This is a genomic window from Brevundimonas sp. (assembly GCF_029946145.1).
Classification (GTDB): domain Bacteria; phylum Pseudomonadota; class Alphaproteobacteria; order Caulobacterales; family Caulobacteraceae; genus Brevundimonas.
The window spans coordinates 326,307-346,657 of record NZ_JAQSDY010000027.1; the positions used below are offsets into that span (position 1 = coordinate 326,307).

18 protein-coding genes and 1 tRNA gene are annotated in these 20,351 nt (G+C 69.0%); 5 read left to right on the forward strand and 14 right to left on the reverse strand.

Annotated features, from left to right (window positions below; genetic code table 11):
• Position 1 precedes the first annotated feature (1 nt).
• Positions 2-1,123 carry an aromatic ring-hydroxylating dioxygenase subunit alpha gene (locus PSV23_RS13675; RefSeq protein WP_300469922.1) on the forward strand — a complete coding sequence of 374 codons (1,122 nt, stop codon included), beginning with the start codon at positions 2-4 and terminating at the stop codon, positions 1,121-1,123.
• A 60-nt stretch (positions 1,124-1,183) separates the two neighbouring features.
• Here the strand turns inward: PSV23_RS13675 and PSV23_RS13680 are convergent, their stop codons facing one another.
• Together PSV23_RS13680 and PSV23_RS13685 are read right to left on the reverse strand one after the other, a co-directional pair.
• Positions 1,184-1,849 carry a TetR/AcrR family transcriptional regulator gene (locus tag PSV23_RS13680; RefSeq protein WP_300469924.1) on the reverse strand — a complete coding sequence of 222 codons (666 nt, stop codon included), beginning with the start codon at positions 1,847-1,849 and terminating at the stop codon, positions 1,184-1,186.
• A gap of 216 nt (positions 1,850-2,065) precedes the next feature.
• Positions 2,066-3,901 (reverse strand): cation:proton antiporter, encoded by a 1,836-nt coding sequence (locus PSV23_RS13685; RefSeq protein ID WP_300469926.1) that lies wholly within the window; start codon positions 3,899-3,901, stop codon positions 2,066-2,068.
• A 152-nt stretch (positions 3,902-4,053) separates the two neighbouring features.
• Here PSV23_RS13685 and PSV23_RS13690 point away from each other — a divergent pair, with 152 nt between their 5' ends.
• A complete protein-coding gene (locus PSV23_RS13690) occupies positions 4,054-6,180 on the forward strand; it encodes a M13 family metallopeptidase (RefSeq protein WP_300469929.1) in 2,127 nt (708 codons plus the stop codon).
• 443 nt (positions 6,181-6,623) lie between these two features.
• Here PSV23_RS13690 and hisS read toward each other — a convergent pair whose 3' ends face one another.
• The 5 genes from hisS to PSV23_RS13715 form a co-directional block, all read right to left on the reverse strand.
• Entirely contained in the window at positions 6,624-8,117 is a 1,494-nt protein-coding gene (hisS, locus tag PSV23_RS13695; RefSeq protein WP_300469931.1) for a histidine--tRNA ligase, read from the reverse strand.
• Positions 8,118-8,161: 44 nt separating this feature from the next.
• The gene (locus PSV23_RS13700) at positions 8,162-9,433 is read right to left on the reverse strand and encodes a DUF418 domain-containing protein (protein ID WP_300469933.1); all 1,272 of its coding nucleotides are present in this window, start codon (positions 9,431-9,433) and stop codon (positions 8,162-8,164) included.
• A 76-nt stretch (positions 9,434-9,509) separates the two neighbouring features.
• Positions 9,510-10,079, reverse strand: coding sequence for a phthalate transporter (locus PSV23_RS13705; RefSeq protein WP_300469935.1), 570 nt, complete (start codon positions 10,077-10,079; stop codon positions 9,510-9,512).
• Complete coding sequence (locus PSV23_RS13710) at positions 10,076-10,954, reverse strand: 3-hydroxybutyryl-CoA dehydrogenase (RefSeq protein ID WP_300469937.1); 879 nt, start codon at positions 10,952-10,954, stop codon at positions 10,076-10,078. The genes PSV23_RS13705 and PSV23_RS13710 overlap by 4 nt, the downstream gene beginning before the upstream one ends.
• Before the next feature lie 126 nt (positions 10,955-11,080).
• Positions 11,081-11,386, reverse strand: a complete 306-nt coding sequence (locus PSV23_RS13715; protein ID WP_300469939.1) for a YggT family protein — start codon at positions 11,384-11,386, stop codon at positions 11,081-11,083.
• Between the two features lie 151 nt (positions 11,387-11,537).
• On the opposite strand from PSV23_RS13715, the gene PSV23_RS13720 reads away from it, so the two are divergent.
• Both PSV23_RS13720 and PSV23_RS13725 read left to right on the forward strand, forming a co-directional pair.
• A tRNA-Ala gene (locus PSV23_RS13720) sits at positions 11,538-11,613 on the forward strand.
• A gap of 18 nt (positions 11,614-11,631) precedes the next feature.
• Positions 11,632-12,603 carry a rhodanese-related sulfurtransferase gene (locus tag PSV23_RS13725; protein WP_300469941.1) on the forward strand — a complete coding sequence of 324 codons (972 nt, stop codon included), beginning with the start codon at positions 11,632-11,634 and terminating at the stop codon, positions 12,601-12,603.
• Between the two features lies 1 nt (position 12,604).
• On the opposite strand, the gene PSV23_RS13730 is transcribed toward PSV23_RS13725, so the two are convergent.
• From PSV23_RS13730 to PSV23_RS13750, 5 genes are all read right to left on the reverse strand, one after another.
• On the reverse strand, positions 12,605-12,877 hold the full coding sequence (locus tag PSV23_RS13730; protein ID WP_300469943.1) for an HPr family phosphocarrier protein: 273 nt from the start codon (positions 12,875-12,877) through the stop codon (positions 12,605-12,607).
• Positions 12,874-13,278, reverse strand: a complete 405-nt coding sequence (locus PSV23_RS13735; RefSeq protein WP_300469945.1) for a PTS sugar transporter subunit IIA — start codon at positions 13,276-13,278, stop codon at positions 12,874-12,876. Before PSV23_RS13735 ends, PSV23_RS13730 begins: the two co-directional genes overlap by 4 nt.
• An 86-nt stretch (positions 13,279-13,364) precedes the next feature.
• Complete coding sequence (locus PSV23_RS13740; RefSeq protein ID WP_300469948.1) at positions 13,365-13,793, reverse strand: serine kinase; 429 nt, start codon at positions 13,791-13,793, stop codon at positions 13,365-13,367.
• Complete coding sequence (locus PSV23_RS13745) at positions 13,790-15,427, reverse strand: ATP-binding protein (protein WP_300469950.1); 1,638 nt, start codon at positions 15,425-15,427, stop codon at positions 13,790-13,792. The genes PSV23_RS13740 and PSV23_RS13745 overlap by 4 nt, the downstream gene beginning before the upstream one ends.
• Entirely contained in the window at positions 15,396-16,100 is a 705-nt protein-coding gene (locus tag PSV23_RS13750; protein ID WP_300469952.1) for a response regulator transcription factor, read from the reverse strand. Before PSV23_RS13750 ends, PSV23_RS13745 begins: the two co-directional genes overlap by 32 nt.
• Positions 16,101-16,374: 274 nt before the next feature.
• Between PSV23_RS13750 and PSV23_RS13755 the strand changes: the two genes are divergently transcribed.
• Positions 16,375-18,027 (forward strand): hypothetical protein, encoded by a 1,653-nt coding sequence (locus tag PSV23_RS13755; protein ID WP_300469954.1) that lies wholly within the window; start codon positions 16,375-16,377, stop codon positions 18,025-18,027.
• A gap of 13 nt (positions 18,028-18,040) precedes the next feature.
• On the opposite strand, the gene PSV23_RS13760 is transcribed toward PSV23_RS13755, so the two are convergent.
• Both PSV23_RS13760 and PSV23_RS13765 read right to left on the reverse strand, forming a co-directional pair.
• Entirely contained in the window at positions 18,041-18,376 is a 336-nt protein-coding gene (locus tag PSV23_RS13760; protein WP_300469956.1) for a zf-TFIIB domain-containing protein, read from the reverse strand.
• Positions 18,377-18,452: 76 nt separating this feature from the next.
• Entirely contained in the window at positions 18,453-20,309 is a 1,857-nt protein-coding gene (locus tag PSV23_RS13765) for a DUF885 domain-containing protein (protein ID WP_300469958.1), read from the reverse strand.
• Positions 20,310-20,351: the final 42 nt, after the last annotated feature.

Here is a 20,351-nt window from a genome sequence, read left to right on the forward strand (position 1 = left end):
CATGAGCCCAGCCGACAGCGCCTCCGTTTCCGCCAACTCGCCCGAGGCGAAGGCCCCGCCGACGGCTTTCGGCAAGGGTTTCGTGCTGGACGCCTGGTATTTCGTCGCCCTGTCGCGAGACGTCGCCGCCGCCTCGCTGAAGCGGCACGAGCTGCTGGGAGAGCCGGTCCTGGTCGGCCGGACGCGGGCGGGTCAGGTCTATGCGATGCGCGACATCTGCCCTCACCGCGCCGCGCCGCTGTCGGCCGGGCGGCTGGTCGAGAAGCCGGGCGAGGGCGAGACGATCGAGTGCTGCTATCACGGCTGGCGCTTCCGACCCGACGGGGTCTGCGCGGCCATTCCGTCCCTGGTCGAGGACCAGGCCTTCGAGGCTGATCGCATCCGGGTGCGATCCTATCCGGCGCGCGAAAGTCAGGGGATGGTGTTCGTCTGGGTCGCGTCCGACCCGCGCAACCTCGCCGGGCCGGACCATGAACCGCCAGTCTTCCCCGGCGTGGTCGGCGGCGAGGCCAGGCTGGTCGAGTGGATGGATTTCGAGTCCCACATCGACCATGCCGTCGTCGGCCTGATGGACCCCGCTCACGGCCCCTATGTGCATCAGCAATGGTGGTGGCGGTCCGCGCATTCGATGCACGAGAAGGCCAAGGCCTTCGAACCGCGCGAGCAGGGCTTCGCCATGGTGCGGCACGCGCCGTCGTCGAACAGCCGGGCCTACAGGATCCTGGGCGGCGCGCCAGCGACCGAGATCAGCTTCCGCCTGCCCGGCTATCGCTGGGAGCATATCCAGGTGGGGCCGAAGCAGGTCCTGGCCCTGACCTGTCTGACGCCGATCAGCGAGACCAGGACGCGGATCACCCAGATCTTCTGGTCCGACCACTGGGTGTTCGCGATCGCCAGACCTTTCCTGCGGATGGGGGTGGTCGCCTTCCTGAAACAGGACGGCGGCATGGTGAACCTGCAGAACGAGGGCCTGCGCTACGACCCGGCGCTGATCTGGATCGACGACGCCGACAAACAGGCGAAATGGTACCAGCAGCTGAAACGCGAATGGGGCAAGAGCCGCGCCGAGGGGCGGGCATTCGCCAATCCCGTGAAGGCGACGACATTGCGCTGGAAGAGCTGAAGGCCGCGACCTGATCCTGTCTCCTCCCTGTCGGCGCAGCCGATGGGGAGGAGACGAGGCCTACTGACGTGACAGCGCGCCGGCCAGGATGACGTCGATCTGTTTGCCGACCTGGGCCGTCAGTTGCTGGATGGTCCAGCCGTCGTAGGCCGCGCGGCGGTAGTTCGACAGCCAGGCGTCGTAGATCATGTCGCTGAGCAGGTGGACGTCGGCGTCCTGGCGCAGCTCGCGGTCGGCCACGCCGGCCTGGAGGGCGTCGGTGACGATCGAGATCAGCGGCTTGATGGCGGCGCGGGTGCGTATTTCGGCGGCGACCGGCTGGAACCACGAGCGGGCGATGACGGCCTGGACCAGCGGCAGCTGCTCCAGCGAGCTGTGGTAGCCGGCAGTCAGGGCGGCCAGCAGCCGGCCCCTCAAGCTGGTTTCGGCCGCGGCGGCTGCCTTCAGCGTATCCGCCAGCTTGATCAGGTCGGTCGCCAGAACGGCCTCGAACAGTTCGGCCTTGTCCTGGAAATTGGCGAAGACCGCGCCGGTCGACATGCCGGCGCCCTTGGCGATGTCGCGGATGGTGGCGGGCTCGTAGCCACGCTCGGCGAACAGCAGGCGAGCGGCGTCCAGCACCTTCTGGCGCGTGCGGACCTTGGCGGTCTGGCGGCGGTTCAGCCGGGGGGCTTCGCCCTCCACGTCGGTGGCGGGGGAGGCGGAAGCCAGGGCGGTATCTCGCATGAAACGACTACTCACGAAGCGGCGGCTGACACCCGCCGGTAAAAACTGGACGCCGAAGCGATGGGTCTTTCGGGGCGCGCGCGGCGCGCAGAAATCGCCTCAAGGGCGAGGACGGGCAGTCATCACGCAACGATGACCAAATTGGGGTAGCCGGATTAACGGGACGGTTAGCCAGGAGGTTAACGCGGCGTGGGCCGGACATCCGTCGCCTGCGTCTCAGCGCCGCAGCGTGGAGCGCAGGGCCCGGGCCCGGCGCGGTCCGTCGCCGCCGGGCATGGCCTCCTGGAACACCTTGCGGAACGCGTCGCGGCGCTCGTGGATCGAGGCCAGCACCAGTCCCATGGGCACGCCCAGGTCGATCAGGGTGTTCTCGGCCAGCTGAAGGCTGGCCTCCGTCGTCTCGGGCACGGCGTCGGTGACGCCCAGCTGGTACAGGCGCACGGCGTGCTTGTCGTCGCGGGCCCGGGCGATCAGGGTGAGGTCGGGCCGCAGGGCCCGCACCGCCCTGACCACCTCGTCGACCTTGGCCGGGGCGTCCATGGTCACGACCACGGCCCGCGCCGTGTCGATGCCGCTCAGGGCCAGCATCTCCGCGCGGGCGGCGTCGCCGTAGAAGACGTTCGAGCCCTCGGCGCGCCCCTTGCCCACGGTCGAGGCGTCGGCGTCTATGGCGAGGAAGCGCTGGCCGTGGGTCAGCAGGATTTCGCCGACCAGCCGGCCGACCCGGCCGAAGCCGACGATCAGCACCTGTCCCTCCTCGGCGTGGGGCTCCATGGCTTCCGCGGGGAGATCGGGATTCCGGACCTCGACGCGCCGCACCAGTCTTGACGCGATCAGGGCCATCAGCGGGATGCTGAAGATGCTGATCGTCGCCGCCAGCAGGACCTTCTGGGTGAAGTCGGGCGAGGCGATGCCCTCGACCAGGCCGGCGCCGAGGATGACGAAGGCGAATTCGCCGGCCGGACCCAGCACCAGGGCGGTCTCGATGGCGACGCGCCTGCCCAGCTTCCAGGCCCGCGCGGCGGCGTAGATCATTGCAGCCTTGAACAGGGTCATCAGGACCGCCAGGCCGAAGACCCCGATCGGATCGGCGGCCACCGCGTTCACGTCCAGCCCGATGCCGACGCCGACGAAGAAGACGCCCAGAAGCAGGCCCTTGAACGGCTCGATCGACAGCTCGACCTCGCGCCGGAACTCGGTCTCGGCCAGCAGCAGGCCGGCGATCAGGGCGCCGAGGCTCATGGACAGACCGGCGGCCTGGGCGGCAACGCCGGCGCCGACCACGACCAGCAGGCTGGCGGCGATGAACATCTCCTGCCCCTGCCCCCTGGCCTTGGCCCGGGCGACCGAGCGGAACATCGGGCGAAGCACCAGCCGGCCGAGAACGACCAGCAGGGCCAGACCGATAGCGGCGGGGATCAGGGTGAACAGGGCCGGCCCGAGCACCGAGGGATCGAACTCGCCCGCCGGCGTCCCGCCACCCTGGGCCAGGGCCGCCAGGACGGTGACCGTGATCAGGATCGGCGCCACGGCCAGGTCCTGGGCCAGCAGGATGGCGAAGGTGGCGCGGCCGGAGGTGGTGGAGATGCGGCCGCGCTCGGCCATCACGGGCATGACCACGGCGGTCGAGGACAGGGCCAGTCCCATGCCCAGGACCGCGGCCGAAACCAGCGGCTGGCCCATCAGCATGAAGACGGCGCCGAGGCCGACGGTGCACACCGCGACCTGGGTCAGACCGAGGCCGAACACCAGCCGGCGCATGGCCTTCAGCCGTTCCCACGACAGCTCCAGCCCGATCATGAACATCAGGAAGGCGACGCCCAGTTCGGACAGGGAGCGGATCTGTTCCGCGTCCGAGATCGTCAGCCAGGCCAGCCAGGGGACGCTGTCCGCCATCCGCGCCAGGCCATGCGGCCCCAGCAGCACCCCGGCGGCCAGAAAGCCCAGAACCGGGCTGATCTTCAGACGGTTGAACAGGGGCACGACGACGCCCGCTGCGGCCAGAAAGACCACAAGATCGCGATACTCGCCGCCGCCGCCGTGAATCGCCATCGCCCCCCCAATGACGGTCAGCCTACAGGCTGAAACGCCGTCCTGTCCGGGTCTCCGTCGCACATGACAAAAAATTCAGGCGACAGCCGGGAACCGCGGCGTAGGGTCCCCGCCGACGCTGTCCATAGAGATGCGAAGTCGAGGGAAATCCCATGAAGAAACTGCTCATCGGCGCCGCGCTCGGCGCCCTGCTGCTGCCCGCCTCCATGGCGGCCGCCCAGGACCATGACCACGGCTGCATCGACGAGGCCTGCACCGTCTTTGAACTGTTCCAGACGCCGGCCGAAGGCGCCACGGTGCTGGGCTATCAGGGCACGGAAGCCCCGAAATACGGGACCTGGGGCTTCGACCTGAACGGCCGCGACACCTCGGTGAGCCCGGGCGACAGCTTCATGCGCCATGCCAACGGCGCCGCGCTGGACCGCATGCAGATCCCGTCGGATCGCACCAGCTACGGCTCGTTCGCCCTGCTGCGCGAACTGTCCGACAACCGCGTCAAGGCGATGATCGAGGGCCTGACGGCCCGGACCGACCTGACCGCCGGATCGGACGAACAGAAGATCGCCGACGCCTATCGGTCCTACATGGACGAAGCCCGCATCGAGGCGCTGGACGCCCAGCCGCTGAATCCCTACCTGGCCGCCATTCGCGCCGCCAACACTCATGACCTTGCCGCCGTATACATGGGCGAGACGCAAGGCCGGATCGGCGGATCGATCTTCGGCACCGGCATCACCACCGACCAGAAGGCGCCGACCCGCTACGTGGTCTCGACCGGCCAGTCTGGCCTGGGCCTGCCCAACCGCGACTACTATCTGGAGCAGCGCTGGGCCGAGAAGAAGGTCCTTTACCAGGCCTATGTCGCCCGCATGCTGGAGATGGTCGGTTGGGAAAACCCGACGGCTTCCGCCGAGGCCATCGTGGCCTTCGAGACCCGCATCGCCGAGGCGCACTGGACCCCGATCCAGAACCGCAACCGCGACGAGACCTACAACGAATACTCCATCGCCCAGCTGGCGTCCGAGGCCCCCGGCTTCCCGTGGCAGGCCTATTACTCCGCCGTCGGCGTGGGCGAGGTCCCGCGCCTGATCGTCCGTCAGGACACGGCCATGCCGAAGATCGCCGCCATCTACGCCGAGACGCCGATGGAGGTCATCCAGGCCTGGCAGGCCTTCCACACCGTCGACGACGCCGCGCCGCGCCTGTCGCGCCGCTTCGCCGACGCCCAGTGGGAGTTCCGTTCGCGCGACCTGAACGGCCAGCCGATGCAGCGTCCCCGCGACAAGCGCGGCATCACCTTCGCCGAGGGCATGCTGGGCGAGGCCGTCGGCCGCCAGTATGTGGCCGAATACTTCCCGGCCGAGTCCAAGGCCAAGATGGAGGCCCTGGTCGCCAACCTGCGCACGGCCCTGGGCAACCGCATCCGCACCTACAGCTGGATGAGCGCCGAGACCCGCGCGGCCGCCGAGGAGAAGCTGAACAAATTCACGGTCAAGATCGGCTATCCGAACAAATGGCGTGACTATTCGGCGCTCGAGGTCCGGCCCGACGACCTGTTCGGCAACGCCGAACGCGCCGGCCTCTTCCAGTGGAACTACCAGCTGAACCGCCTGAACGATCCGGTCGACAAGACCGAATGGGGCATGACGCCCCAGACGGTGAACGCCTATTACAACTCGACCAACAACGAGATCGTCTTCCCGGCCGCCATCCTGCAGCCGCCGTTCTTCGATCCCGACGCGGACCCGGCCGTCAACTACGGCGGCATCGGCGGCGTCATCGGCCACGAGATCGGCCACGGCTTCGACGACCAGGGCTCCAAGTCCGACGGCGACGGCGTTCTGCGCAGCTGGTGGACCCCCGGAGATCGGGCCAATTTCGACGGCCTGACCACGCGGCTGGGCGAACAGTACGACCAGTTCGAGCCGATCCCGGGCTTCAAGGTCCAGGGCGGCCTGACCATGGGCGAGAACATCGGCGACGCCGCCGGCAATGCGGTGGGCCTGGAGGCCTATCATCTGTCGCTGAACGGCCAGCCGGCGCCCGTGCTGGACGGCGTCACCGGCGACCAGCGCTTCTTCTACGGCTGGGCGCAGGTCTGGCAGTCCAAGATGCGCGACGACGCCCTGCGCAACCAGATCGCCACCGACCCGCACAGCCCGGCCGAGTTCCGCGTCATCGGTCCCGTGCGCAACATCGACGCCTGGTACGAGGCGTTCGACGTCCAGCCGGGTTCGAAATACTACCTCGCCCCGGAAGACCGGGTGCGGATCTGGTAGGGCGTTTCACACGCTGACGAATGAGGGGTCGGAGCGGTGCTCCGGCCCCTTTTTCTTTCGTTGTGGATCTCCCTCCCCCTCCGGGGGAGGGTGGTCGCGTAGCGACCGGGTGGGGGCGGCCGGGGAACGAAAAACGCCGGCGTGCGGATCGCCGAGCCGCGCCCACCCCGTCGATGCTCCGCATCGACGACCCTCCCCCGGAGGGGGAGGGAGAACGACAAACCCTGAACTCCAGACGCAAAAAAGCCCGCCGCGGGGGATACATCGCGGCGGGCTTTCTTTCGCTCTTTGACGAGCGGACGTTTCCTCCCCGAAACGCCTCCGAGCCGCTGCTGCGCCGAAACGCTGCGCTTCCCGAGTGCGTCAAAAAGACGACATTTTCCGTCTCAAGTCAATGAAGGCATTGAGGAACTATCGGGAATTTAAAGGTTATCACTGATAACTCACGAACCTGTGCGCGCGCCCTCGACGATGGCGCGGACGGTCGCGACCAGCTCGCCTCGCGTGACCACCCGTTGCCCGGGGCGTTCGGATTTCCAGGCTTCATTGTCGGTCACGCCGGCGGCCAGGGCGCGGCCCGCGTCGAGATCCTTGACCGTGACCTGACCGGCAGCGATCTCGTCCCCGCCGAGGATGACGGCGGCGGGGGCGCCGCGCCGGTCGGCGTACTTCATCTGCGCCTTCATGCCCGCCCGGCCGAGGTAGAGTTCGGCGGCGATCCCGGCGTTGCGCAGCTCGGACACGGCGTCGAGATAGTGCTGCATGTCGGCGTCGGAGAAGACGATGACGACGACCGGACCGCGTACGGACTCCGCCCCGCCCCGCCCCGCCGCCTTCAGCGCTGAAGCCAGCCGCGAGACGCCGAACGAGAAGCCGGTGGCCGGCAGGCGTTCGCCGGTGAAACGGGCGACCAGATCGTCATAGCGACCGCCGCCGCCGATCGAGCCGAAGCGCACGGCCCGGCCCTTGTCGTCGGTCGTGTCCAGCAGCAGTTCGGCCTCGAACACGGCGCCGGTATAATATTCCAGCCCGCGCACGATGGTCGGGTCGAAGCGCACGGCGCCCTCGCTGACCTTCATCGAGTTCAGGGCCCGGTCGATGGCCGCCAGTTCCTCCAGCGCCGCCTCGCCGGTCGCGCCGAGGCCGCCGGCGCGGGCCACGGCCTCGAGCGTCGCCGCCCGCGACAGGCCCGCGTCGCCCGCCGAGGCGAGGAAGGCCTCGATGGTCGTGGCCACGCCGAGCGGCAGGTTGGCGCCCTTGGTGTAGTCGCCGGACTCGTCCAGCCGGCCTTCGCCAAGAAGGGCCGACACCCCTTCCCAGCCCAGACGGTCAAATTTGTCGATGGCGCGCAGGGCGGTCAGGCGCTGGCGCGGATCGGTGACGCCGCCCGCGTCGAACAGGCCGTCGAACAGCTTGCGGTTCGAGACCCGGACCACAGCCTGGTCGGCGTCCAGCCCGGCGGCGCGCAGGCCCTCGCAGGCCATGGCGATGATCTCCGCGTCGGCCTCGGGCCGGTCAGAGCCGACGGTGTCGGCGTCGCACTGGACGAACTCGCGGAAGCGGCCGGGGCCGGGCTTCTCATTGCGCCACACGGGGCCGAAGGCGTAGCGGCGGAACGGCTTGGGCAGGGTCTCCCAGCCCTGGGCCGCGAACCGGGCCAGGGGGGCGGTCAGGTCATAGCGCAGGGCCATCCACTGGTCGTCGTCGTCCTGCAGGGCGAAGACGCCCTCGTTCGGGCGGTCGGCATCGGGCAGGAATTTGCCCAGGGCGTCGGCGTATTCGAAGGCGCCGGTCTCCAGCGGCTCGAAGCCCCAGCGCTCATAGACCTCGGACACGCGCGCCACCAGGCGGCGCTCGGCGATCAGATCCGCGCCTCGGCGGTCGGCGAACCCCCGCGGGTTGCGGGCTTCGGGGCGGGACGGCGTGTCGGTGCTCATGCCGCGCGATTAAGCCATAGCCCGCCGCCGGGCAACGACGCCGATCAGCCTGCGGCCACGGAGGCCTTCCTCAGCGGCACCATCCGGCCATAGGTCAGGCAACGCCAGATCCACTCCAGCGGTCCCATGGTGAAGACCGACAGCCACAGCGGCGACCAGATCAGCTGGGCGGCCCAGACTGCGGCGACCACGCCCCACAGCGCGCCCGGTCCCATGCCGCCGAACCAGTGCGGGCCCCACGGCATATAGAACAGGGTCGACATGATCAGCGTCTGGGTCAGGTAGTTGGTGAAGGCCATCCGCCCGACGGGGGCCAGCACCCGGGTCAGCGGTTTCAGCCCGAAACGGGTCATCAGGATCAGCAGGCTGGCGTAGCCGACGGTGATCAGGGGCGCGAAACTGCCGCTCACGCCGGCCAGGCCGCCGGTCGGATCCTCGCCGTGAGGGGCGTGCGCCGCGATCCACTGAAACCAGCCGAGGAAGGCCAGGTTGGCCGCGCCGAGGACCAGAAGCAGAAGATAGACCCAGGTTGGCGACCGGCCCTGGAAGAAGCCGGATTTGAACAGGCCCATCCCCAACAGCATCAGCCCCCCGGTGATCGGGATCAACACCAGGCTGGCGGACTGCAGGATCGCCCAGGCCTTGAGGTTTTCGATCTGCGCCGCCGGCCAGCCCGACTGATAGGCCTGGATGCTGGCGGCCAGGGCCTCGGGCGTGACGTCGAATGGATTGCCGCCGCCCTGGGCCGCCGCTCCACCGCCGCCGCCGAAGGCCGCCTCCGCCAGCATGGCGCCGGCCGACAGCAGACCGAACAGCAGGTTCAGGCCGGCGCCGACCCGGATCAGCCTGCCGGCCTTCCATGAGCGCATCAGCATCACGATCAGACCGCAGTAGGCGTAGTGCAGCAGGATATCGCCGAACCAGAAGGCGGCGCCGTGGATCACGCCGAAGACCGCCAGCCAGAACAGCCGCCCGCGCAAAAGCTTGCCACGCGCCTCATCCGACCGCTCGCCGCCGATCAGGAAGATGGAGACGCCGAACAGCATCGAGAACATCGAGCGGAATTTGTCGCGGAAGAAGACGTCGGTGATCCAGGCGCCCAGGGTGTTCGCGGCGTCCATCGGATACGGCGGGGTCAGGCCGGACGTCATCTCCAGCGCCGGCGGCCAGACGAAGGACATGGCGTTGACTGCCAGAATGCCAAGGATCGCCCAGCCCCGCAGCATGTCGAGGGTGAAGATGCGGTCCGCGGGCTTCACCGGCCCCAGGGGCGCGTCCACCGCTCGCGGCGACGGCTGAATTTCGACGGCTGCCATGACATTGTCCCCCGTATCGGCCCGTCAAGCCTGGCCCAACCGGCCGCTGGGTCAAACGGAAATCAGCGGCGCGGCGTCATTCGGGGGCGCGGTCGCGCATGACGCCCAGCCGGTCGCGGACCGCGGGCTGGGGCATGAAGGCGATGAAGGCGGCGCACAGCCCGGCCCACAGGGCGTAGCTGACGCCCAGCAGAACGGCGATCGGAAGGCCGCCGACCCCGTAGATCAGAAGCGTCGTCTCGGTCGCGCCGGCGGCCTGGGCGATGCCCCCGGCCTCGAACCAGCCCACCACGGACACGATCAGGGCCAGCATGGCCTGAAGGCCGGCCGCCAGCAGGCCGCCGAAGAACATGAAGCGCCAGACCACGCCCAGACGGGTCGCCGGGCGGCCGGTCATGTCCCGCTCACGCGCCAGCAGCCACAGGCCGCCGGGCACGGCGGCCAGGCCGATGACCAGCACCAGCAGCCGCCAGTCCATCTCCAGGCTGGGCAGCCAGTTCCGGGGCGGCCACACGATCAGGGTGATGACCAGCGGCGGCCACAGGGCCCCGGCCAGCGCCGCCAGCACGATGCGTTGCGGGTCGCGTCGCCAGGACACGCGCTGCTGGCCCGGGAAGTCTTCCGGCTTTTCCAGCGTGGGGATCATCGGGTCGGCGCCGGTTCCGGGCCGGAATAGTCGTAGAAGCCGCGGCCGGACTTGCGCCCCAGCCAGCCGGCCTCGACATATTTCACCAGCAGCGGACAGGGCCGGTATTTGCTGTCGGCCAGGCCGTCGTAGAGCACGTTCATGATGGCCAGGACGACGTCCAGTCCCATGAAGTCCGCCAGCTCCAGCGGCCCCATCGGATGGTTGGCGCCCAGCTTCAGCGCCTTGTCGATCGAGGCGACGTCGCCGACGCCCTCGTACAGGACATAGACGGCCTCGTTGATCATCGGCACGAGGATGCGGTTGACGATGAAGGCGGGGAAGTCCTCGGAATTGGTCGTCGTCTTGCCCAGCGATTCCGCGAACGCCACGGCGATGTCATAGGTCTGGGCCGAGGTGGCGATGCCGCGGATGATCTCGACCAGCTTCATCACCGGAGCCGGCTTCATGAAATGCAGGCCGATGAAGCGTTCGGGCCGGTCGGTGACCGAGGCCAGCCGGGTGATGGAGATCGACGAGGTGTTGGACGCCAGCAGGGTGTCCGGGCCCAGGTGCGGCGTCAGGTCGGCGAGGATGGATTTCTTGACCGCCTCGTCCTCGATCGCGGCCTCGATCACCAGATCGGCCTTGGCGGCGGCGGCGAGGGAGGGCGCGGTGACGATGCGCGACAGAGCGGCGTCGGCCGCGGACTGGTCGATCAGGCCGCGCGCGACCTGACGGGCCAGGCTGGCGGCGATGGCTCCCTGGGCCTGGGGCACGCGGTCGCCGGCGGCGTCGTACAACAGCACCTGATAGCCGCCCGCGGCCACGGTCTGGGCGATGCCTGCGCCCATCTGGCCTGCGCCGACGATGGCGACGGATCGGATCGTGGTCATGAAGTCCGGTTGGCTGGCGGGCGCTTGGCCCGGTCGGAGCGGCACCTTAGGACCCTCGCCGGACGGCGCAAGGCCGGAAGCGCGGGACCGTGGTGAACGGGTGGAGGCGTGTCGCGGCGGTCGCGTTTATCCCAGCATCTGGATCAGCACGGGCGCCGTCAGACGGTTGAAAAGGATGCGGATGAAATTGATCAGCAGCAGGACCACGATCGGCGAGATGTCGATTCCGCCCAGCGGCGGAATGATACGGCGGAACGGCTCCAGGATCGGGGCGGTGATCCGGTCCAGGAAGTCCGCGACCTGGCTGACGAACCGGTTGCGGCGGTTGATCACGTCGAAGGCGAACAGCCAGCTTATGATGGCCGACAGGATGATCGCCCAGGTCATGAGCGACAGGATCGTATTGACCAGCCAGACGATGGCGTAACCCATGAAGGGACTCCGGAAACGGGATATGTTCCGCTTCTAGCGTGACCGCGCGCCACGTCCAAGGATTCCGGCGTCGCAGCGGCGCCGGGCTTCAAGCCCGTTGACACTCCCGGCCCGGCCCTCGTATGTCGCGCCCTCGCCTGCACCCGGAAACGGGGCCGTAGCTCAGTTGGTAGAGCGCGTCGTTCGCAATGACGAGGTCAGGGGTTCGACTCCCCTCGGCTCCACCAGGCACCCGCACTGTCGACATGACCCAGTCCACCAATCCAGCTCCTGTGCGCTCTCCCGGGCCGGTGACGGTGGCCGCCCTCTACCGGTTCGCGGCCATTACCGACCGCGAGGCGGTACGCGACCGGCTGGAGGCGCTGTGCCGGCCCGACGTGCGCGGCACCCTGCTGGTCGCTCATGAAGGGCTGAACGGCGCCATCGCCGGCCCCGGGCCCTCGGTCGAGCGCGTGCTGGCGGGCATTCGCGCCCTGCCGGGCTTCTCCGGCCTCGACGTCAAATACGCCACGGCGGACGCGATGCCGTTCCACCGCCTGAAGGTGCGGATCAAGCCCGAGATCGTGACCATGGGCCGGCCGGGCCTCGACCCCGCCGACGCCGGGACCTATGTCGCGCCCGCCGACTGGAACGCCCTGATCCGCGATCCCGGCGTGGTCGTGATCGACACCCGCAACGACTATGAGGCCGGGGTCGGCGCCTTCGAGGGGGCGGTCCAGCCCAATACGCGCGGCTTTCGCGATTTCCCGGACTGGTTCCGGACCGAGGGCCGGGCCCTGCTGGACCGGCCGAACCCGCCGAAGGTCGCCATGTACTGCACCGGCGGCATCCGCTGCGAGAAGGCGACGGCCTTTCTCAAGGCCGAGGGTGTCCAGGACGTCTTCCATCTGGAGGGCGGCGTCCTGCGCTATCTGGAGACGACGCCCGAGGCCGAAAGCCTGTGGCGGGGCGAATGCTTCGTCTTCGACGAGCGGGTCGCCGTCGGCCACTGCCTGGCGCCGGGCAGCCACAGCCTGTGCCGGGGCTGCCGGATGCCGGTCAGCGAGGAAGGGCGGAAGTCGCCGCGCTATATCGAGGGGGTCGCCTGCGACCGCTGCGCCGATGCGCGGACGGAGGCGGATCGCGCGCGTTATCGGGAAAGGGCCCGTCAGGTCGAGATCGCGGAACGGCGCGGCGTGACGCACATCGGGGCGGTTCAGACGCCGCCGGAAGACTGACCTACTGGTCCTCGTCGAACTTCCGCTTGACCAGCTCGGCCAGGGCGGCGACGGCGGCTTCGGCCTCCGGGCCTTCCCCCACGATCTCGATGCCGCAGCCGTTGCCGGCGCCCAGCATCAGCAGGCCCATGATCGACAGGGCGTTCACCGTCACGCCGTCGCGGGTGACGTGGATCTCGGCGTCGAAGCTGGAGGCCAGTTTGACGAATTTGGCCGAGGCGCGGGCGTGCAGGCCCCGGGTGTTGCAGATGTTCGCCGTGGCCGTGACGCTCATTTCTCGCCCTGAAGCACCCAGCTGGCCACCGAGATGTATTTGCGGCCGGCGTCCTGGGCGTGGGCCACGCAGGCCTCCAGCGGCTCGCGGCCGCGCACGCTGGCCAGCTTGATCAGCATCGGCAGGTTCAGCCCGGCGATGACCTCGGCCTGGGTCTCTTCCATCACCGAAATGGCCAGGTTGGAAGGCGTGCCGCCGAACATGTCGGTCAGCAGGATGACGCCGTCGCCGTCGTTCACGGCGTTGGCGGCGTCGACGATGTCGCGCCGGCGGCGTTCCATGTCGTCCTCGGGACCGATGCAGATGGCCGCGACCCCGCGCTGGGGGCCCACGACGTGCTCCATGGCCGCCAGGAATTCCGAGGCCAGTCCCCCGTGGGTGACAATCACCAGCCCGATCATGAAGGCATTACCAAAGCTCGCGCCCCGCGTCCGGCGGCTATTCAGCTCGCCGCAAGCCGGGCGGAATAGCCCAACTCCGCGCCGGGTTAAAGCGGGCTGGTCAGCAGTGTGACCTTTTCGACCGCGGACGGCTCGAATCCACACAGCCGGACAAGGGGCAACGGAACCCCGGCGAGAATGATTTCCGCGGCCTCGGGCAGCCGTTCGACCGGGTCCGCCGACAGCTGAACCGCCAGCACCAGCCGGACCATGTCGAGGGCGCAGGCGGGCAGGACGCCGACGCCCCGCGCCTCGATACGTCCGGTGATGGTGGGCGGGCATGTGGCGTAAAGCGCGCGCCCCGAGGCGAACACATGGGCGTAGTCGTCCGCCACCAGCCGCCAGCCATGGCCGATCAGGCGCAGTGCCAGGTCGCTCTTGCCGGCGCCGGACGGGCCGATGATCAGCACGCCGCGCCAGCCACTGCCCGGGGTCCAGCGCGCGGCGACCGTGCCGTGCAGAGGCTGGTCGCTCATCCACGCCGGCCCGCGGGCGCCAGCGGCAGGGCGACCTCGAAGCGGGCGCCCTCGACCGCGCCGTCGGGACCGGTCCGGTTGGTCGCCTGTATGGCGCCGCCGTGAGCCTCGATGATCTGGCGCGCGATCGACAGGCCGAGACCGGAATTGGCCCCGAAGGCCGTGCCCTTGGGCCGCGAGGTGTAGAACCGCTGGAAAACGGTCTCGAGGTTTTCGGGCGGGATTCCGGGTCCGTCGTCGTCGATCGTCACATGGGCCGAGCGGTCCGGATCGGTCGCATCGCGGGACAGGGTTGCCCGCACCAAGCCGCCCGGCGGACTGAACGAGCGGGCGTTGTCGATCAGGTTGCGGAACACCTGGCCCAGCGGTCCGTCGCGGCCAACGACGAGGATGTGGTCGCCCGCCGGAGCCTCGAAGACAATCCGCGGTTCGCCCGGCTTTCGCCCCGCCTCATAGACGCCGACGATCTCGGTCAGGAGGGTGGTCAGGTCGATCGTCCGCGGCCGGTCGCGGGCCAGTTCGGCGTCCAGACGAGAGGCGTTGGAGATGTCGGTGATCAGCCGGTCCAGACGCCGTACGTCCTGTTGCAGCAGGACCGTCAGCTTCTCGCGCTGGGCCTCGGTCCTGACCAGCGGCAAGGTCTCCAGCGCCGAGCGGATCGAAGTGAGGGGGTTCTTGATCTCGTGCGAGACGTCGGCGGCGAAGCGTTCGATGGCGTCCATGCGGTCGGACAGGGTCGCGGTCATGGTCTCCAGCGACCGGGCCAGGTCGCCGATCTCGTCCTTGCGGCTCTCCAGATCGGGCAGGGAAATGGCGCGGGCGCGCTGCAGCCGGACCTCGTCCGCCGCCGCCGACAGCCGCATCACGGGCCGTGCCACGAACAGGTGCATCAGCAGTGAGCCCAGCAGGTTCACCGCCAGGGCCACCAAGGCGAAGGGCATCAGGGCGCGGCGCTGGGCGGCCAGGGTCTGGTCGACATCTCCGGCCTCCAGCGTCAGAACCCCCAGCACCTGCTGCACATGACGCACCGGGATGGAGACGGACACGACGCGGTCGCCGCTTTCCGAACGGCGCAGGCTCGCCTGCGTCTCGCCTTCCAGCGCCCGCTCGACCTCCTCGGCCAGGACCGCGCGGGCCTGGTTCAGATCGGCTTCGTCGCGCGCGCGTTCGGCCGCGTCGGGTTCCTGGATCGGCGTGCCCGCCGGCCGCGCGGGCGGCAGGGGCTGACCGGGAATGGACTCGGTGACCTGATAGCTGTCGGCGACCGGGATGCCGTCGAGGTCGAACAGGCGTGCGCGCTGGCCTTCGGGGATGATCACGTCGACGAACAGCTTGCCCGCCTCGATCGCGTCGAAGGTCGGGAAGGGCTCTCCCTGGGTCACGCCGCGCTCGCCGAGCACCTGAACCAGAATCTCGCCCTGCGCCTGCAGCGTTTCCTGCCGCGCCGCGATCAGACCGCGGCTCCATTCATTCAGCAGCAGCGCCCCGACGAACAGGATCAGCAGGCTGAGCAGGTTCAGGGCCAGGATCAGGCCGCCGAGCCGCGACCCCCCGAAGCGTTTCAACGGGCGGCGCGGTTCGTCGTCTCCCGGCGGGAGCGGATCAGCTTTCGCGATAGCGGTATCCGACGCCATACAGGGTCTCGATGGCGTCGAACTCGGGGTCGACCACCCGGAACTTCTTTCGCATCCGCTTGACGTGGCTGTCGATGGTGCGGTCATCGACATAGACCTGATCGTCGTAGGCGGCGTCCATCAGATTGTCGCGGCTCTTCACGAAGCCGGGGCGCTGGGCCAGGGCCTGCAGCAGCAGGAACTCGGTGACGGTCAGCTTGACCGGCTTGCCCTCCCAGGTGCTCTCGTGGCGGGCCGGGTCCATCGACAGCTTGCCGCGCTTGATGGCCTTGGACGAATTCTCGCCCGAGGGCTCGGGCTCGCCGCCGTCGGCGCCGGTCCGGCGCAGCAGCGCCTTGACCCGCTCGATCAGCAGACGCTGGCTGAAGGGTTTGTGGATGTAGTCGTCGGCGCCCAGGTTGAAGCCCAGGATCTCGTCGATCTCCTCGTCGCGCGAGGTCAGCATGATGACCGGGATCTGCGAGGTCTGGCGCAGGCGGCGCAGCACCTCCATTCCGTCCATGCGGGGCATCTTGACGTCAAGGATGGCCAGATCCGGCGGACTGGCCTCCAGCGCCTCGAGCCCGGCGGCTCCGTCGTGGTAGGCCGTGATCTTGTGACCATGGCTTTCCAGCGCCAGCGAGACGGAGGCGACGATGTTCTCGTCGTCGTCGACCAGGGTGATGTTGGCCAAAGGCGGTCTCCTTGCAGACTCTTCGTTCGCAGTCTCAACGCACGGCAAGCGTTACCGTTCTAATCCATCATTGTTCGGGGCCGGTCGACCGAAAACCCGATAACATCGGTCACGAGACCTGAAGATGGGGCGCGTGACCATAATCCACAACGAAACCCCCCCTTAAAGCCTTGGCGTCATCATGGAGAGGAACAGTTCGAGCGTTTTGATGGCCGGCTCCGTCCACTACGAAGTTTATATCCGGAAGACGGCGCCCGCCCCCTGGACCCTCCAGATGGCGACTGAAGACCGCACGATCGCGGTTCAGGCGGCCGAGGACATGCTGGCGGACAGCCGCGCGGCGGCCGTGCGGGTAACCAGGGAAGTCCTCGATCCCGACACCATGGAGTTCGCCAGCTCGACGGTGCTGACCCGCGGCGCGCCCGAGGTGCGGCACAAGCGGGTTGTAGCCGAGGACCAGAGCGGGCCCCGCTGCAACGGACCGCAGGATTTCTACACCCCCCAGGCCCGCGAGCTGATCGGTCGGGTGCTGGAAGACTGGCTGGCCCGTCAGGGCGTGACGGCGTTCGAACTGCTGCACCGCCCCGACCTGGCCGAGAAACTGGAAGCCTCGGGCGTCGAACTGCAGCACGCCATCCAGAAGGTGGCGGTGCCCGAAAGCCAGGCCGTCGGTCAGCCGGTCCACGATCTGGTCCGCCACTATCAGAAGGTGGCTGACAAGGCCGTCGAGCGGGTCATCGCCGCGGGCCGGCGCGGCCAGTTCCCCAGCCTGGAGGACTGTTCGATCGCCGATCTGGCCCATCGGCTGGCGGGCCAGCCCGACCGGGCCTTCATCATGGGCGGAGTGGTGTCGTGCGCCCTGACCGGAATTCGCGGCGGCCGTGCGCGGCTCGATCGGCTGATGGATCTGGCCGACCGGGCGCCGATGGACGGCCCCCCGCGCGCCATGGTGCTGGTGCCGATCGAACAGCTGCTGTGCGAGATGCTGGCGGCGCGCACCAATCTGACCGACATCCTGGGGCCGGCGCTCGATCAGGGGGCCTCGCTGGCCGCCGTGGTGCGAATGGTGGCTCCCAACGAGATCGCCGCCCTGATCCGGCAGGACGCCCGGATGGCGCTCCAGATGCCGAACGTCGATGGTCCGGCCGCCCGGCTGGGCGAGCGGCTCGAGGCCGGCGAATTCCCCCTGCTGGCGTCCGCCCTGGCGCGGATGGTGCTGCGCGAGCTGATGAGCCCCCGCCGCCTGCGCCCCAACGACGCCGCCGGCGAGATCGACATCCTGCGCACCCTGGCCATGGCGCTGACGGTCACCGCCGGCCGTCTGCTGACGCTGGAAGAGGTGCAGAACGCGTTCAACGAGCGCTCCAAGGCCATTGTCACCGCCGATTTCGTCGCCGCCTACGCCAAGACCTGCACCACGGTGCTGTGCGAGGCCGAGGCCCTCACCCGGCTGTGCGAGAACGTCACCGGGACGGCCAACAAGCGTTCGGCGGCCCGCTGGCTGTCGGCCTGCGTGGGTTCGCTGCGGTTCGAGACCGAGATGCGCGCCGCCGCCGTCGGCCAGACCGCGGCCCAGAAGCTGGGCGTTCTGGCTGCGCTCCAGCGGTCCGTGCACGCCTGCGGCCTGAACGAGCGCGACGACGCCGGGATCTCGGAGGCCATCGGCACGGTGGGGGGCGCGGTCGAGAGCGAGGCGAAGATCGTGATGATGCTGGCGCGTTCGCCCGCGCCCCTGCAGCAGAAGCTGTCGGTGCTGTTGCGCATGGCCGCCGGCGAGACCGCGCCCATGGGCCCGGCCGCCGACCGGGCCAGGTCCGAAGCCATCAAGCTGTTCCGCGCCCCGGAATCCCGCGCGACCCTCTCGGCCACGCCGGAAGCCCTGGCCCCGCTGAAGGGGCTTATGAAGGCGGCCGGCCTGGCCGCCTGATCCTTCCGGCGCCCTAGTCGAAGATGTCGAAGATGCTGTCGCGCTTCTTTTTCTTGTAGCGGTAGTCGTCGTCATCGCGGCTGCGATAGCGGTCGTCGCGATATGCCGGCTGTCCGCCCCACGGTTGCGGCGCCGGTTGCTGCGGCGGGTAGGGCTGCTGGGCCTGTTGCGGCGGCGCGGCCTGGGGCGCGGAGGCGCGGCCGTCCTCGGCGGCCGACGCCATCAGCTTCTCCAGCTCGCCCCGGTCCAGCCAGACGCCGCGGCAGCTGGGGCACATGTCAAACTGCACGCCGCCCCGCTCCAGCGTCTGCATGGCGGCGTTGTCGTTGGGGCACATCAAGAGCGGCATGGGCGTCTCCATTCACGGGTTCCGCCGATAGAGCTAGGGCGCGGTGAAGGTTCCGCCAACGCGGCGAAGGGCCGCGTCAGGCCGCCGGCGCCCCGCCGCCCGCCGCGATCCAGGCGTCGACCTGGTCCTCCAGCACCTCCAGCGGCACCGAACCCGAACCCAGGACGACGGCGTGGAAATCGCGGATGTCGAAGCGCGAACCCAGCGCGGCCTCGGCCCTTGCGCGAAGTTCGCGGATCTTCAGCTCGCCGATCTTGTAGCTGGTCGCCTGGCCCGGATTGGTGATGTAGCGCTCCACCTCCTTGACGATGTCGCGCTCGCTCAGCAGCGAATTCCGCTGGAAATATTCGATGGCCTGTTCCCGGCTCCAGCGCTTGGCGTGCAGGCCGGTATCCGTCACCAGCCGCACCGCCCGCCACAGCTCAAGCGACAGCCGGCCGAAGTCCGAATACGGGTCCGGATAATAGCCCATCTCCTTGCCCAGCCGCTCGGCGTACAGGCCCCATCCCTCGGCATAGGCGCCGTAGCCGCCGAAGCGCCGGAAGCGCGGCATGCCCTCGATCTCCTGCGCATAGGCGATCTGGAAATGGTGGCCGGGCGCGCCCTCGTGATAGCTGATGGCCTCTATCTGGGGCTTCAGCACCTGGGTCATGTCCGACAGGTTGACGTAATAGATGCCGGGTCGCGATCCGTCCGGGGACGGCGAATTGTAGAAGGCGACCGAGGCCGTCGCCTCGCGCCACGGCTCGACCGACCGCACTTCCAGCGCCGCCGCGGGCAGGTCGTGGAAATACCGCGGGGCGTCCGTCATCACCTGGGCGATGAAGGCGCGGGAGTCGGTCAGATACTGTTCCTTGCCCTCGGGCGTGTTCGGATACTGGAACCGCGGGTCCGTCTTGATGAAGGCGAAGAATTCCTGGAGCGAGCCGGTGAAGCCGACGGCCGCCTTGATGACCTCCATCTCGGCCTGGATGCGCGCCACCTCGGACAGGCCGGTCTCGTGGATCTGGTCCGCCGTCAGGTCGGTGGTCGTCGAAAGCTGGAGGCGGGCGTTGTAGAAGGCCTCTCCGTCCGGCAGCCGCCAGACGCCGGCGTCGCGGTCCGGCATCGCCGCGGCCAGCACCTGAACCTCGGCCAGCGCCGCCAGCACGCCCTCATAGCCGCGCTTCCATTCACCGGTCAGGGCCGCGCGGCCCTCGGCCAGCAGGCGGTCCTTCGTGGCCTGATCGGCGTCCAGCGCCCCGACCTTCTTCTGGAAGTCGGCCCAGACCGGATTGTCGGCGCCGCCGTCGAAGGGCGCGCCCGTGATGATGTTGCGGGTATTGGCGATCGAGGGCTCGAAGACGAAATTCGGCGAGATCACCCCCTTCGAGGCCCGGTCGCGCAGTTCGGCGGCGATCTCGCCCATGACGCGTTCGGCGTCGCGCAGGCGGGCCACATAGGCCTCGGCGTCGGAGACGCTGCCAACGCGGTGGTTGTTGATCATGAACACCGGCAGGCCCGTGGTCGGGTTGCCGTTGGCGGCGAACTGATAGCCCCAGTCGCGCCACCGGTTCGACAGCCGCGCCTGCTGAACGCCATATTCGAACAGCCGCCACGACATCCGGCTGTCGGCGCTCAGGGTCCGGGGATTGAACTGGTCGTTGAGCTGCGCCAGCTGATTTTCGGCCATGGCCAGCGCCCGGTCGGACGCGGCGTCGGTGGCGTCGTCCAGCTTGTCGTAGTCGGTCTTCAGCCCCAGCGAGGTCATGGACTGCGGGCTCAGCGCGATCCGTTCCTGGAAGGCCTGTTCGAAGAAGGCCGCCAGCCGGGCGTCCTCGCTCTGCGCGGGGACGGTAGCGGGCGCGGGCGCGGGAGTCTGGGCCAGAGCGACAGCGGGGGCCCCCGCCAGCATGGCGACGACGGCGACGGACGAAACGAGCAGACGGCGCATGGAAACCCCCGGAAACTGTGAGGGCGCGACCATCTCCGGTCA